Origin of the sequence: Clostridium oryzae (genome assembly GCF_002029235.1) — a bacterium.
Classification (GTDB): Bacteria; Bacillota; Clostridia; order Clostridiales; family Clostridiaceae; genus Clostridium_AE; species Clostridium_AE oryzae.
The window spans coordinates 29,030-45,274 of sequence record NZ_MZGV01000020.1 but is presented as its reverse complement, the minus strand read 5'-3'; the positions used below and the strand labels follow the sequence as shown (position 1 = coordinate 45,274).

Here is a 16,245-nt window from a genome sequence, read left to right as displayed (position 1 = left end):
CTACGCTTCCTTACGTTCTTTATTTCATTAAATACTTATCGATACTTTCTGCAGCTCCTATTCCACTGCTAGCTGCTCTTACAACCAATGATTGTCCTGTCTTCATATCTCCTGCTGTAAATACACCGTCAACACTTGTCATAAAGTTACCATTTGTATGAACATTACCTCTTTGATCATACTCTACTCCAAGTTCATTAAGCATGCCCTCATGCTGCGGATTAGTGAATCCCATAGCAATAAGCACTAAATCTACAGGTTGAACAAATTCACTGCCTTCAACATTTTCCATAACCATTTTTCCTGAAGCATCTTTGCTCCATTTTAGTTCAACACCATGAAGTTCAGTAAGCTTACCCTCTTTGCCTTCAAACTTAGTTGTACTGATGCACCACTTTCTTTCACAACCTTCCTCATGAGAAGTAGTTGTTTTAAGAGTTCTTGGGAAATCAGGCCATGGCATAGAATTGTCTCTTGCAGTTGGAGGTTTTGGCATTATCTCATACTGATAAACCTTCTTAGCTCCCTGTCTATTAGCCGTACCAATACAATCGGAACCAGTATCTCCACCTCCAATCACCACTACAATCTTATCTTTGGCATCAATATCCGGACCTTCTATAGGTTTCCCTGCAACTTTTCTGTTTTGCTGAGTTAGAAATTCTAATGCAAAATGAATGCCTTTAAGTTCTCTTCCCTTAACCTTAAGATCTCTTGGAACTGAAGATCCGCCTGTAAGAAGTACAGCATCAAACTCTTCCTTAAGCTTTAACGCACTATAATCCTTTCCTATTTCACAGTTAGCCTTAAACTGAATTCCTTCTTCTTTTAACAAGTCAACTCTTCGTTGAACGACAGTTTTCTCTAATTTAAAATCAGGAATACCATATCTTAATAGTCCGCCTATTTCATCATGTTTTTCAAATACTGTGACTTTATGTCCATAAGAATTAAGTCTTGCTGCAGCTGCAAGTCCAGCAGGGCCTGAGCCCACTACAGCTACTTTCTTTCCTGTTCTTACCTTAGGTATCTCTGGTTTTACCCAGCCAGACGCATAAGCCTTTTCGATAATTGCTAATTCTATCTGCTGTACAGTTACTGCTTCACTATTAGCTCCTAGTGTACAGGAGCCTTCGCATAGTGCAGGACAAATCCTTCCAGTAAATTCCGGGAAAGGGCTGGTAAGTGCAAGTCTTTTATAAGCTTTCTCCCATTTATTCTTATAAACCATATCATTAAAATCAGGGATTAGATTTCCTAAAGGACAAGCCCAATTACAGAAAGGTACACCACAATTCATACATCTAGCACCCTGCTCATTAAGCTTTTCCTCAGAAAGCTGGATTGTCATTTCTCTATAGTCTTTTACTCTTTCCTTAATAGGTCTCTTTTTAGGTGCTTCTCTGTTAAATTCTTTAAATCCAGTTACTTTTCCCATTCTATGCACCTACCTTCTTTTCCATATTTGCTTTTCTGTCATTTAGTATCTGCTTATACGCTGTAGGAATTACCTTCTTAAACTTACCTAACTCATTATTCCAGTTAGCTAAAAGCTTCTTAGCTTTACTGCTGTTAGTTAAATCATAATGTTCCTGGACAAGTTGTTTCAAATCAGCTATTTCATCTTCATCTTCAACTTTGTCTATTTCCAAAGTTTCATTAAAGCAATTGTCTCTAAACACATCTTTATCATCATAAACATATGCAATTCCGCCGCTCATTCCGGCTGCAAAGTTTCTTCCGAACTTACCCAGTACAGCTACGACACCGCCTGTCATGTATTCACAGCAGTGATCTCCTACTCCTTCAGCAACAGCTGTGGCTCCACTGTTTCTAACAGCAAATCTTTCACCAACACAACCATTTACAAATAATTTCCCAGAAGTAGCTCCGTACAGTATTGTATTTCCAGCTATGACGTTTTCTTCCTGATTAAATGTTGAACCTGCAGGTGTCTTAACAGCTATTTTTGCACCAGAAAGTGCTTTTCCAACATAATCATTAGCTTCACCTTCAAGAATAATAGTAAGTCCTTTTGCTCCAAACGCACCGAAACTCTGTCCAGCTGAACCTTTGAAATTCAAAATTATTGTATCATCCTTAAGTCCTTCTGCTCCATATCTCTTAGCAATCTCACCACTTAACATAGCACCAACAGCTCTATGCTTATTTTTAATTTCAAAATTACCTTCTACAGGCTTTCCTTCATCAAGAGCCTTTCTAGCACATTCAATAAGTCTATAATCAAGTGACTTATCAAGTCCATGATCCTGTGCCATAACACAGTATGACTTTATCTTGCTTGGTACATCTGGCTTGTACAAAATAGAAGATAAATCAAGGTATTTTGCCTTCCAATGATCAACAGATTTGTCAACTTCCAGCACATCGCTTCTTCCTATCATCTCGTTTACTGTTCTAAAACCTAACTGTGCCATATATTCTCTAACTTCCTGAGCTAGGAATGTAAAGAAGTTAATTAAATGCTCAGGTTTTCCTCTGAATTTCTTTCTAAGTTCAGGGTCCTGTGTAGCAATTCCCATCTCACAGGTGTTAACCTGACAATTTCTTAGCATTGTACAACCCATTACTACCAATGCAGAAGTTGCAAAACCGAACTCTTCAGCTCCAAGTAATGATGCTATAACAATATCTCTTCCTGTCTTTATTTGTCCATCTGTCTGTATTCTAACTCTGCTTCTGAGATTATTCATCAATAATACCTGGTGAGTTTCGGATAAGCCAAGTTCCCATGGAATACCTGCATGTTTGATTGAAGATAAAGGAGATGCTCCTGTACCACCATCATAACCACTAATAAGTATCATATCTGCATGAGCTTTAGCAACTCCAGCAGCAACTGTACCTACTCCAACTTCAGATACAAGTTTTACGCTTATTCTTGCAGCAGGATTTACATTTTTCAAATCATATATAAGCTGTGACAAATCTTCAATTGAATAAATATCATGGTGCGGTGGCGGTGATATCAAATCTATGCCAGGAGTTGAATGCCTTACTCTTCCAATCTCTGCATTTACTTTCTTTCCAGGAAGTTGTCCACCTTCTCCAGGTTTTGCACCTTGAGCCATCTTTATCTGAAGTTCCAAAGCATTTACAAGATATTCAGTTGTAACACCAAATCTTCCAGATGCTATCTGCTTAATCGCACTTCTTCTTAAATCTCCATTAGCATCAACAGTATATCTTTCGCTGTCTTCTCCACCTTCTCCAGAGTTGCTCTTTGCACCTAGTCTATTCATTGCAATTGCCATAGTTTCATGAGCTTCTTTACTTATAGATCCAAAAGACATAGCGCCTGTACAGAATCTCTTAACTATCTCACTAACTGGTTCTACTTCTTCTATCGGAATAGCTTTACCAGCATTTTTAAACTTGAACAAAGATCTTAATGTACAATGATTTTTGCTCTGATCATTGATAGAGTTAGTATATTCCTTAAATATATTGAAATCACCAGTTCTTACAGCTCTACGTAGTTTAGCTATACTAACCGGATTAAATAAGTGGAACTCGCCATCTTTTCTCCAGGAGTATTGTCCACCAACTTCCAATTCTTTCATTGGTTTTCTTATATTGTTGAAAGCTTTCTTATGTCTTATAAGAACTTCTTCAGCTACTACATCTATACCTATTCCACCTATTCTTGAAGGTGTTCCGGTAAAGTACTTATCTATAAATTCCTTGCTAAGACCAATAGCTTCAAATATCTGTGCTCCATGATAACTTTGAAGAGTACAGATACCCATCTTAGATAATATTTTCATAAGTCCGGCATTAAGAGCTTTTATATAATTAGCTATAGCTTTTTTAGGATCTTCAATAGCTATTTCATTTTCAGCTACTAAGTTTTCGATTGTCTCATAAGCTAAATATGGGTTTACTGCTGTAGCACCATAGCCTAATAATAGCGCAAGATGCATTGTTTCTCTAAGTTCTCCAGTCTCTATTATAATAGAAACTTTTGTACGAGTCTTTTCATTAATAAGATACTGATGAAGTGCTGATACTGCAAGTAAACTTGGAATAGTAGCATCATATGCATCGATTTTTTTATCACTCAATACGATTATGTTATAGCCTTCTTTTATTCTGACAGATGCTCTTTCACATATAGCTTGAAGCGATTTTTCAAAACCTTCTGTACCAGTATCGTACTTAAAAGTTATTGGAATAACAGTAGTCTTAAAATTCTCATTTCTAAGGCTCTTTATTTTTGTCATTTCATCGTTCTTTAATACAGGTCCCTCTATTTCTATAAATGGACTTTCTGCTTGATTTTTGTTTAGTATGTTTTCCTGAGTTCCAATATAGTTCATAAGAGACATAACTAGCTTTTCTCTTATTGGATCTATTGGCGGATTAGTTACTTGAGCAAAAAGCTGTTTAAAGTATGCGAACAAACTCTGCGGCTTATTTGAAAGCACTGCAAGAGGAGTATCATTTCCCATCGAACCGATAGGCTCTTTTCCAGCTTCAGCCATAGGTCCTAATATAACTTTTAAATCCTCGAGTGTATATCCAAAAGCAGCCTGCTTCTCTTTAAGCAGATTGGCGTGCTGGTTTACATCGACCACAACATCTTCATAATCTGCAAGCGTCGTCTTCATACGCTTTACCATTTCTTTATATGGTTTTGCAGTACAAATGCTCTTCTTAATTTCTTCGTCTTCTACTATTCTTTCCTGCTCAGTATCAATTAAGAACATTCTTCCTGGTTTAAGCTTTCCTTTAATAAGGATATCTTCAGGCTTAAAATCAAGTACACCAGCTTCAGATGCAAGCACAGCCATACCGTCTTTAGTTACAACATATCTAGCTGGTCTTAAGCCGTTTCTATCAACAGTAGCACCTACTTTGATACCATCAGAAAAAGCTACAGCAGCAGGGCCGTCCCAAGGTTCAATCATTGAACCATGATATTCATAGAAGGCTCTCTTATCTTCGTCCATGCTGTCATTACCTTCCCAAGCTTCAGGAATTAGCATCATCATAGCATGAGCCATACTTCTTCCATCTTTCTCTAGAAGTTCAAATATATTATCAAGTGATTCAGAATCACTACCATTCTCCCTAATTAGTGGAAATACTTTTTTAAGATTTTTTCCTAGAGTATCTGACTCTAAAACTCCCTCTCTGGCATTCATCCAATTTCTGTTACCCCTAATAGTGTTTATCTCTCCATTATGTGCTAAAAATCTAAATGGCTGAGCTAAACTCCAAGTAGGAAATGTATTTGTACTATATCTTTGATGAACAACAGCTATAGCGCTCTTAAAATTTGTGTCATCTAAATCTACATAATAACTGTTTATCTGTTCAGCAACAAATAAGCCTTTATATACTATAGTTCTGCTGGATAGAGAACATACATAAAAGTATTCTGAATTTCTAGTAACAAGCTTATGAATTTCGTTTTCTGTTCTCTTCCTTATTATATAGAGAACTCTTTCAAACTCATCCTGTCCTAGGCTTGTATCATTCTTTACAAATATTTGTCTTATTGTAGGTTCTGTCCCCTTAGCAGTTTCACCTATAACTCTGTTATTTACAGGTACATCCCTCCAGCCAAGTACAGTTTGTCCCTCTTCCTGTACTATTCTTTCGAATATACCTTCACACTGCATTCTTACAGCAGGCTCCCTAGGTAAAAAAACCATTCCTACTGCATACTCTCCTATTTTAGGCAAAGCCATACTTAAGTTTTCACATTGTATTCTAAAAAATTCATCAGGTATTTGTAAAAGGATACCTGCGCCATCACCCGTTTTAGGGTCTGAACCAACTGCCCCTCTATGAGTTAGATTCTGGAGTATTTTTAGACCATTTTTAACTAATGCATGACTTTTTTCGCCTTTAATATTAGCTATAAAACCTACTCCACAACTATCTTTTTCAAACTGAGGATCATAAAGTCCTTGTGCAGCAGGAAGCCCCATTTCATATTTCATCAAATTGCCCCCTCTTTTTTACTTAATGTAGGTTCTGTTTGTATCTTAATTATACACTTAATTTGAATTATTTCAATATGTTTCTTGCATTTTTTTATTGCTAATTTTATTGTTTTTAGCAAATTTAATCTTAATTTTGCCTGATTGTTTATAAATTAATGCTGAAGATTATAATATGGATATATTACTGCTGTTTATTCATGGATATTTATAGGAATGAATTTAGGGAATGAATTTTATCTGTTAAGTTGCAAAATAAAATGCAAGAAATGAATTTAATATATTCATTTCTTGCATTTGTCTTCATAGGAAAAACAAATTAAACATGTAGTATTTCACATACAACATTTTTCATATCTTTGGCATCACAAACCTTATTATGAACAATTTCTCTTTTATCTATATCGTCAACTGCTGAAGGTATTGTTACACCACTTATTTTAGACATCTCTTTAATTAATCTAAAGTCATCATATATTTTATACTTATTATCAATAGCATTCATAACTGCAGCTGGAAATTTATATGGGCTTGCAGTGGAAGCTATGACTGTTTTCTTATCATCGATTTGTCCTAAACTTCGTTTTTTATTCCAAACAGCATATGCTACAGCTGTATGTGTATCTATAACATACCCTTCCTGATCATATAATTCTTTTATTGTTGTATGAGTATCTTGCTCTGAAGCATATCCAGCTAAAAAGTCTTTTAAGTTTGCTTTCATCGTATCGTCGATTTCATATACGCCTTGATCTTTTAGCTTATTCATTAGTTCATTAATCTTCTCAGTATTTTCTCCGCTGATATGATAAAGCAAACGTTCAAGATTACTTGATATTAGTATATCCATCGAGGGAGAACTTGTAATAACAAAGTCTCTTCTCTTATCATATATTCCAGTACTAATAAAATCATAAAGTACTTTATTTTCATTAGAAGCACACATAAGTTTATCTATCGGTAATCCCATTTTCTTTGCATAATAGCCAGCTAAGATATTACCAAAGTTTCCAGTAGGCACAACTACATTTATCTGCTCTCCAGAGTTTATTTCCTTTTCCTTAACTAATTGAATATATGAATAGAAATAATATACCACCTGAGGAATAAGCCTTCCAATATTAATTGAATTTGCAGAAGAAAACGCATAATTGTTCTGATTAAGTTTCTTCTTCATACTGTCATCATTAAATATACGTTTCACTCCATTCTGAGCATCATCGAAGTTACCTTCTATGCCAACTACATAAGTGTTACTGCCCTTATGTGTCTTCATTTGTAGCTTCTGAACTTCACTTACTCCATGCTCAGGGAAAAATACGATTATCTTTACTCCATCTATATCTGAAAAGCCCTCCAAAGCGGCTTTTCCTGTGTCTCCAGAAGTAGCAGTTAATATTACGATATCTTTATCCATATTATTCTTCTTTACTGCTGTAGTTAATAAATGCGGCAATATTGAAAGAGCCATATCCTTAAATGCAATAGTAGGACCATGGAATAATTCTAAAAAATAAGCACCGCCTGCTTTTTTTAAAGGAGCTTTTTCCTGTACATCAAACTTGCTATCATAGGCTTTTGAAATACAAACTTTGAGCTCGTCTTCCGTAAAATCAGTAAAAAATTCTTTCATTATATTATATGCTACTTCATTGTAGTCCATATCAACCATATCTTTAATGTCTATATTTAATTTTGGGAACTTAGCAGGAACATATAATCCGCCATCATCCGCTATTCCTTTAATTATAGCTTCACTAGCAGATAGAAGTTTTTCATTTCCTCTAGTACTTTTGTATAAAATGCTCATTTCATCACTCTCCAGTATATTTATCTTTCATAATTAAATATTTTCAACTCTTATAAGGTTGTCTACACTGACAACTGATTCCATAGCTTTGATTTCTTTAATAGATTTATTTATATTTTTTTCAAGAGTTTCATGAGTAACAAATACTAAAGGAACATTTACGTCTCCTTTTCCTTTCTGAATTACACTTGCAAGACTTACTCCATTACCTCCAAACACATTAGATATGGCTCCTAGTGTACCTGGAGTATCGCTGGCAGTAACCCTTATATAGTATTCACACCTTGTATCCTCCATGTCCTTAATTCTTAACGGACAACTTGCAAATGTATTCCTTTCAACGTTTTTATCTAAACCGTTTTTCAATATTGCAATAATATCACCAACTACTGCACTGCCTGTAGGCAGATCCCCTGCTCCTCTTCCGTAAAGCATTAAATCTCCTACTGCATTTCCCTTTATAAATATTGCATTGAAAGAATCATTTACATTGGCAAGAGGATGTGTTGCTGGTATCATAGCAGGATGAACCCTTAGTTCTACAAGACCGTCATTTTGCTTAGCTATAGCAAGAAGCTTAATTACATAGCCGAATTCTTTTGCATATTCAATATCTATAGAATTTATGGAAGTAATACCTTCCCTATAAATAGAATCTACATCAATATATCCGCCGAAAGATAAAGAGCTTAATATACCTATTTTGTACATTGCATCATAGCCTTCAACATCAGAAGTAGGATCAGCCTCTGCATATCCTTTCTGCTGTGCTTCTTTGAGCGCATCTTCAAATTCCATACCATTAAGTGTCATTTTAGTAAGAATATAATTTGTTGTACCATTAATAATTCCTACAATATTTAATATCTTATTGGCTGTAAGACTTTCTGTAATTCCATGTATTATTGGTATTCCTCCAGCCACACTTGCTTCATAGTTAAGCTTTACCCCAAATTCTTCAGCTGCCTCAGCAAGTTCCTTTCCGCAAGTAGCTAAGGCGAATTTATTTGCAGTTACCACATGTTTGCCGCTCTTTATAGCCTTTAGCATATAATTTTTGGCCGGGTCCACTCCACCCATAAGCTCAACAACAATTTTTATTGAATCATCGTTAATGATATCATCAAAACTGTCTGTAAGTACCTCCTCAGGAACTTCTACATTTCTCTTCTTTTTCTTATCCCTCACCAGCACTTTAGCTACTTCTATGTCATAGCCAGATCTGGCTGATACCTGTTCTTTGTTCATAGTTAGTATCTTCCAAACCCCTGTTCCTACATTTCCAATACCTAAAATTGCAATTTTTACCCTTTGCATTTTGAATTACCCCCTCATTAATTAAAGCAATTATATATAAAATTACATGTATGCCGTATATTAAAAGTGTCCTTCTTTATTTTTAACAACTTTAAGCAGCATTTTATAATTTTTATTCTTATAACTATATAAGTTGTGAAAGTTCTAATACATTCTGACTTCTAAAAGCTGCTAGGGGCGAACCGATTTAGTAATGATATTTTAGAAGCCACGATGTAAGAACTTTATTGCAACTTATACAAATAGTAGTTTCTCATTCTTTGCAAAAAAACTTAGAAATATTAATCTTATTAACGAAATTGCATCTATATGCTGAATTTTATCATATTTATTAGCTCATAGCAATGAGTAATTGGAACTAACAATAGAACAGAAATACAGTATGTAACATTGATTTAAGTAACTATCATTATAATTTTGGATGATTAGTGCTATTTGAGATTGATAATAGTAAGCAGCTAAAAAAAAGGCACTAAAGAACCTGCCTTTAGTGCAAATTAAAAAAGGGAGTAAAATATGTTTAAGCTATTGCTACGGTAATTGAGCAATAAGCTTTAAACCAGTTTTTTCGTCAATGCTAAACATAAGGTTCATGTTTTGAATTGCCTGTCCCGCAGCGCCTTTAACAAGATTATCGATAACCGATACCACTACTATTCTTCCTGTCCTTACATCTTTTTTCAAATAGATACGGCAATTATTGGTACCTTTTACGTTTCTAGTCTCAGGAGGCATATCTATTAGGTTAACAAATGGACTATCCTTGTAAAACTCTGTATAAATATCCTTTAGACTTTGCTCATTTATATTTTTATCAAATAAACTTCCATATATAGTAGAAAGAATTCCTCTATTCATTGGTATTAAATGCGGTGTAAAATTTATTAATACCTGTTTACCACTTAATTCTCCTAAAGCTTGTTCTATCTCTGGAGTATGTCTATGTGTACCTATACCATAGGCTTTTACACTTTCATTACATTCGCAAAATAAATTAGCTACATTAGTTCCTCTACCAGCTCCACTTACACCTGATTTTGCATCTACTATTATTGAATTAATATCGATAAGGTTATTTTTTACCAACGGTGCAAGTCCTAAAATAGTTGCTGTGGGATAACAACCGGGATTAGCTATTAATTCAGCTTCTTTGATTTTTGCTTTATTAATTTCCGGCAGTCCATAAACAGCCCTTTGAAGAAGCTGCCTCTGAGTGTGTTCCACGTTGTACCACTGCTGATAAGTATTAGCATTCTTTATTCGATAATCGGCTCCTAAATCAATAACCTTAACCCCTAAAGCTAATGCTTTTGGTACAATTTCAAAACTTTTTCCATGAGGCATAGAAATGAAAAGTACATCTATATCCTTAAGTTTTTCTTCAGTTTGTTCCATGGATATAGTTTTTTCATTAATGAAACCTTGAAAATTTCCATACAAATCACTATATTCACTACCTGCATTACTATGAGCATTCAAAAATTCTACTTCAGCCATTGGATGATTATATATGAGCCACGTAAGCATAGCTCCTGCATACCCGGTTGAACCAATAATTCCAGCTTTTATCAATAAAATCACCTCTTAATCTACAAATATATACTTAAATAATTCTACTACATTCTGTCTTATAAAACATCTGAAAAATGAAAATGATATTTTAGAAGGCACAATGAAATTTTATTGTGAGTTAAGCATAATATGATTGTATATCATTAAGTATAATTATGCAATATATTTTTATAAAGATACATTATCTTGTTGCATAATCCTGTCTAAGTGTTATAATAATACCATATTTATTCATTTTTATTTCTTATTTATACTATGGGAGGACATATTATCATGACGATTTCGAGTAAAAATTTATCGAATAACTTTCAAAGCCAAATAGAAAACTATTCTGGAAGGACATTTGTAATAAAATATGGCGGAAGTATAGTTAATAATCTTGAAGCTCAAAAGGCTTTTTTAGAAGATATAGCTTCTTTTATAAAGCATGGTATAAAAATAATACTCGTTCACGGTGGCGGTCCAGAAATAAATAAATGGTTAAAAAAGACTTCCATAGAAAGTAGGTTTTTACAAGGACTAAGGGTTACAGATAAAGATACAATGGAAATTGTAGAGATGGCATTGTCAGGAAATGTAAATAAAAAACTTTCCTCAGCTTTAGGAGCTATAGGAGTAAATGCATTAGGTATAAGTGGAAGGGACTGCAAAATTCTAATAGCAAAGAAAAGTTTCGCCGTTGATGAAAAGGGCAGTAAAATTGATATAGGCTACGTTGGAGAGGTAATTTCAGTAAATAGCAAAGTATTAATTAACCTACTCGGCATTGGAATACTTCCTGTAATATCCCCAGTAGCAACAGATGGAAACGGCAATGCCTATAATATTAATGCTGACTACGCAGCTTCGTCTATAGCCTCTGCACTTAATGCAGAGAAACTCATTATCCTTACAGATATACCTGGAGTACTTAAAGATATAAATAATCCTTCATCTTTAATTAGTTTCTTAACACCTCAGCTTATTGAGGAATATATTAATGAAGGATTTATAGATGGAGGCATGATTCCAAAACTCCGCTGCTGCTCCAAGGCTATAAAAGGCGGAGCTAAAAATGTACATCTAATTGATGGAAGAGAGAACCACGCTTTAGCAAATGAACTTTTTTCAAATTCAGGTACAAGAATCTCACTTTAGAAAGGATGTTAATGATGACTGAAAATCATGTAATGAATACATACAAAAGATATGCTTTAGAATTAGTATCAGGCAAAGGTACAAAAGTATATGATAAAAATGGCAAGGAATATATCGATTTTGTTTCTGGAGTAGCTGTAAATTGTCTTGGTCATTGTCCTCCAGCTATAGTAAACACAATAAATGAGCAAACTAAAAAACTTATTCATGTGTCCAATAATTATTGGAATGAATACAATATAAAACTCTCAAATATTTTATGTGAATATTGCGACCATACTGAAGTGTTCTTTACTAACAGCGGTACAGAAGCAATAGAAGGTGCTTTAAAATGTGCAAAGAAATTTGGGACGATTAACGGAGACGGAAATAAAAATAAAATAATCTATATGAATAATTCTTTTCACGGAAGAACGCTAGGTTCACTTTCTGTAACTGGTCAAAGTAAATATCAGCAGGATTATTTGCCGCTGATACCAAATACCGTATCTATAGATTTCAATAATATAGAACAGCTTAAGGAAGCTTTTGATGATACTGTATGCGGAATTATACTTGAACCTGTACAAGGTGAAGGCGGAATAAATGTTGCCACAAAAGAATTCTTACAGACCGCTAGAGACTTATGTGATAAATACAATGCACTGCTTATATTTGATGAAGTTCAATGTGGTTTAGGTCGATTAGGAACTATGTTTGCTTATAAGAGTTTTGGTGTAATTCCTGATATAATCTGTATTGCTAAAGCTCTTGGAGGCGGCTTTCCTATAGGTGCCTTCCTTACAAATACTAAATCCTCCGTTCTCACATATGGTGATCACGGCAGCACTTATGGCGGAAATCCTTTAGCATGTGCTGTTGGATGTACAATTCTTAAAGAACTTAGCGGTGGAATAATAGATGCAATTCCCCAAAAAAGTGATTATATCGTCAATAAGCTTACTGCTTTAAAAGAAAAATACCCAATAATTGAACAGATAAAAGGTATGGGGCTGCTACTTGGGATTAAGCTTTCTATACCTACTGATGTAGTTATTGGTTCGTGCATCGAAAAAGGACTTTTAGTCATACCTGCAGCTGGCAATGTAATAAGACTTCTTCCTCCTCTTAACGTCAGTACAGAGGACATCGATGCTGCAATTAAGATTCTTGAAGAGGCTATTAAAGATAATAAATAATATATTTAAATTCTGTATATTCTCCAGTAAGGTAGGTGCATAATTTGGATTTAAAAGAAGTTATTAATAGCAGGTTAACTGAATTTAAAGATTTGAGAAAACTACTCCACAATAATGCAGAGCTAGGATTCTCAGAATATAAAACTCAAAAGATAATCATGGATTACCTTAGCACTATCGGAATTAAGTCTAATAAATTGGCTAAAACTGGAGTCGTGGGTGTAATGAATGATGGTTGCGATTGCAATGCTCTGAGGGTTGATATAGATGCACTGCCGATAAATGGTGTATTTCATGGTTGCGGTCATGACTACCATATGGCTATTGCGCTGGGAACAGCAAGTACATTAAAAGCAATGCACTATGACAAGTGTTTTAAGTTTATCTTCCAGCCAGCGGAAGAAACTACAGGCGGTGCTCTTCCTATGATTAAGGAAGGTGTCCTGAATGAACCAAAAGTTAAAAACTTGCTTGGCTTTCATGTATGGCCAGACGTAGAATTAGGCACAATTGAAGTTACCGATAAAGCTTCAATGGCATCAGTTGATGACTTTAAAATAACATTTAAGGGTAAAGGAGGACATGCCGCTATCCCATCAGCTTTTATCAACCCTATTGTTCCAGGGGTAGAATTTATAAAGGACATGAACGACTATTTTCATGCTTCAGAAGGCGCATATAAGACTCACATACTTTCAATTACCACATTAAAGTGCGGTGAAGCGCCTAATGTTGTATCTGACAGTGCTGTTGTTATGGGAACACTGAGAACTTTTGATGAAGGTATTAGAAAAAATTTTAAGAATAAGATAATTTCACTTGCTTCCTCTTATGCAGAACAGCACCATTGCCATATAAATATCGACTATGACGAGCAGTATCCTCCACTTAAGAACGATATGAAACTTACTAAGGCTTTCAAAGAAATTACTGCAAATTTAATAGGCAGCAAAAATGTGCTTGATTTAATGCCTACCTTTGCTGGTGAGGATTTTGCATTTTTTTCAGAAGCTGCACCTTCTGTCCATTTCAGGTTAGGAATAACTCATGGAGAAAAAGGCCGATTTCCATTGCATTCACAATATTTTACTGCTGATGATAATTGTATTTTCTACGGCATATATATATTAACTAATTTTATTTTGAAATATCTCTAAATTTTATAAATCAGTACCCAAATCATCTATTTTTAATAAACTATTATTGTATATGATAAGTATTTTAAGTTATATCATAAATAAGTTTATTAAAAGCAGGTGATTTTTTATGTGTGGAATTGCTGGTATTGTAAATTTGAAAAGAGATATAATAGATCAAAAAAACGTACTCGAAAACATGACCAGAACCCTATCAAAAAGAGGTCCTAACCAGCATGGCTATTATTATTCACCACATGGAATACTGGGTCATAGAAGGCTTATCGTAGTAGACCCTGCTGGTGGCACTCAGCCAATGATAAAATCAATAGATGGAAATAAATATGTCATTGTCTACAATGGAGAGCTATACAACACTGAACAAGTGCGGAAAGAACTTAAGTTTTTAAACTATGAGTTCGATTCCTATTCTGATACAGAAGTATTATTAACTTCTTATATAGCTTGGGGCAGTGAGTGCCTTAAACATATAAATGGTATATTTGCTTTTGCAATATGGAATGAAAAAGAAGAAAATTTGTTTATCGCTAGAGATCCGTTAGGTGTCAAACCACTATTTTATACTATTAAAAATAACAATTTCATATTTGGTTCTGAGCTAAAAACTCTCCTTGCCAATCCAATTGTAGAACCAGTTATTGATGAACAAGGGATTTGTGAGGTTCTTGGACTAGGACCAGCTCATTCTGAAGAAAGTGGTATATTTAAAAATGTTTTTGCACTGCCTCCTGCTCATTATCTTAATTACAATAAGTATGGACTTAAAGTTAAAGAATATTGGAAGCTTAAGGCTGCAGCGCATACTGAAACAGAAGCTGAAACTCTTGAACATGTTAGATCGCTGCTTACAGATGCTATAAGAGGCCAACTAGTCTCAGATGTACCTGTATGCACCTTTCTCTCTGGAGGACTAGATTCAAGTTTAATAAGTGCAATAACCTCATCAGAGTTTAAAAAGCAGGGAAAAATTCTTAACACCTACTCAATAACATATGAAGGCAATGACAAAAACTTTAAAGCAAATGATTTTCAGCCCACCAGTGATGACGATTGGGTAGATGTAATATCCGAGTTTATAGGCTCAAACCATCACAAAATAATTAACGATAACCATGAATTGTTTACTGCACTTGAAAATGCAGTACAAGCCAATGACGTACCAGGAATGGCAGATATCGATTCGTCACTGCTGCTCTTTTGCAGAGAGATAAGTAAAGAAGCTGTTGTAGCACTTTCAGGTGAATGTGCTGATGAAATTTTTGGCGGATATCCGTGGTTCACAAGACCCGAACTAAGAAACCTAAACACTTTTCCATGGTCAAATGCAACAAAGGAAAGAAAAGCCATACTTTCTCCTCATTTATCAAATATAAATTTAGAGGACTATGTAAATTATCAGTATAAAAAAACGATAGACAGAGTTCCTTATCTTGAAGGTGAATCCGATGAAAATAAGGCATCAAGGAGAATGTTTTTTCTAAATATTAAATGGTTTATGACCACACTGCTGACCAGAAAAGACAGGATGAGCATGGCAAACAGCCTTGAAGTAAGAGTTCCATTTGCCGATTACAGAATAGTAGAATATGCCTATAATATACCTGGAGAATTAAAACTTTATGGAGGCAGAGAAAAAGGGTTATTAAGAAAAGCATTTACTGGAATTCTTCCAGATGATATTCTATGGAGAAAGAAAAGTCCTTATCCTAAGACCTTCAGTCCCGAATATACAAAGGATGTTGTAACTTCAATGAACAATATTTTAAAAGATAAAACCTCCCCTATACTCGAACTGATAAATAGAGAGAAAGTACAGGATATTGTTGATACGGCAGGTAAATCTTTCGGCAAGCCTTGGTTTGGTCAGCTTATGACTGGACCACAGATGATAGCCTATCTTATTCAGATTGACACCTGGCTAAGAAAATACAATGTAAATATCATATAGCAGAAGTTAAAAGAGAAAAGAGAAAAGTTAAGGTTGAAATTTCGCTCTCAGAAATTTCTAAAAATAAAATTAATTTATAGCAATTCAGCACAGATGAATTGCTACCTTCATTTAGCTCTTTACTCTTTACTCTTTTCTCTTTACTCTTTTTCGG

Annotated in this window: 9 protein-coding genes; 4 read left to right on the top strand and 5 right to left on the bottom strand. The window is 34.6% G+C overall.

Features of this window, described 5'->3' with window-relative positions:
* Window positions 1–19: 19 nt before the first annotated feature.
* From CLORY_RS10845 to argC, 5 genes are all read right to left on the bottom strand, one after another.
* Window positions 20–1,438: a glutamate synthase subunit beta gene (locus tag CLORY_RS10845; RefSeq protein ID WP_079424187.1), complete on the bottom strand. Its 1,419-nt coding sequence runs from the start codon at window positions 1,436–1,438 to the stop codon at window positions 20–22.
* A 1-nt stretch (window position 1,439) separates the two neighbouring features.
* The gene (gltB, locus tag CLORY_RS10840) at window positions 1,440–5,972 is read right to left on the bottom strand and encodes a glutamate synthase large subunit (RefSeq protein WP_079424185.1); all 4,533 of its coding nucleotides are present in this window, start codon (window positions 5,970–5,972) and stop codon (window positions 1,440–1,442) included.
* A 319-nt stretch (window positions 5,973–6,291) separates the two neighbouring features.
* The gene (gene thrC / locus CLORY_RS10835) at window positions 6,292–7,782 is read right to left on the bottom strand and encodes a threonine synthase (protein WP_079424183.1); all 1,491 of its coding nucleotides are present in this window, start codon (window positions 7,780–7,782) and stop codon (window positions 6,292–6,294) included.
* Between the two features lie 33 nt (window positions 7,783–7,815).
* On the bottom strand, window positions 7,816–9,099 hold the full coding sequence (locus CLORY_RS10830) for a homoserine dehydrogenase (RefSeq protein ID WP_079424181.1): 1,284 nt from the start codon (window positions 9,097–9,099) through the stop codon (window positions 7,816–7,818).
* Between the two features lie 531 nt (window positions 9,100–9,630).
* A complete protein-coding gene (gene argC, locus CLORY_RS10825; protein ID WP_079424179.1) occupies window positions 9,631–10,671 on the bottom strand; it encodes an N-acetyl-gamma-glutamyl-phosphate reductase in 1,041 nt (346 codons plus the stop codon).
* Between the two features lie 273 nt (window positions 10,672–10,944).
* Between argC and argB the strand changes: the two genes are divergently transcribed.
* The 4 genes from argB (at window position 10,945) to asnB (ending at window position 16,091) form a co-directional block, all read left to right on the top strand.
* The gene (gene argB / locus CLORY_RS10820; RefSeq protein WP_079424176.1) at window positions 10,945–11,808 is read left to right on the top strand and encodes an acetylglutamate kinase; all 864 of its coding nucleotides are present in this window, start codon (window positions 10,945–10,947) and stop codon (window positions 11,806–11,808) included.
* Between the two features lie 14 nt (window positions 11,809–11,822).
* Window positions 11,823–12,986 carry an aspartate aminotransferase family protein gene (locus CLORY_RS10815; RefSeq protein WP_079424174.1) on the top strand — a complete coding sequence of 388 codons (1,164 nt, stop codon included), beginning with the start codon at window positions 11,823–11,825 and terminating at the stop codon, window positions 12,984–12,986.
* Window positions 12,987–13,030: 44 nt separating this feature from the next.
* On the top strand, window positions 13,031–14,143 hold the full coding sequence (locus tag CLORY_RS10810) for a M20 family metallopeptidase (protein WP_169911590.1): 1,113 nt from the start codon (window positions 13,031–13,033) through the stop codon (window positions 14,141–14,143).
* A 109-nt stretch (window positions 14,144–14,252) separates the two neighbouring features.
* Entirely contained in the window at window positions 14,253–16,091 is a 1,839-nt protein-coding gene (asnB, locus tag CLORY_RS10805) for an asparagine synthase (glutamine-hydrolyzing) (protein ID WP_079424170.1), read from the top strand.
* The last annotated feature ends 154 nt before the right edge of the window (window positions 16,092–16,245 follow it).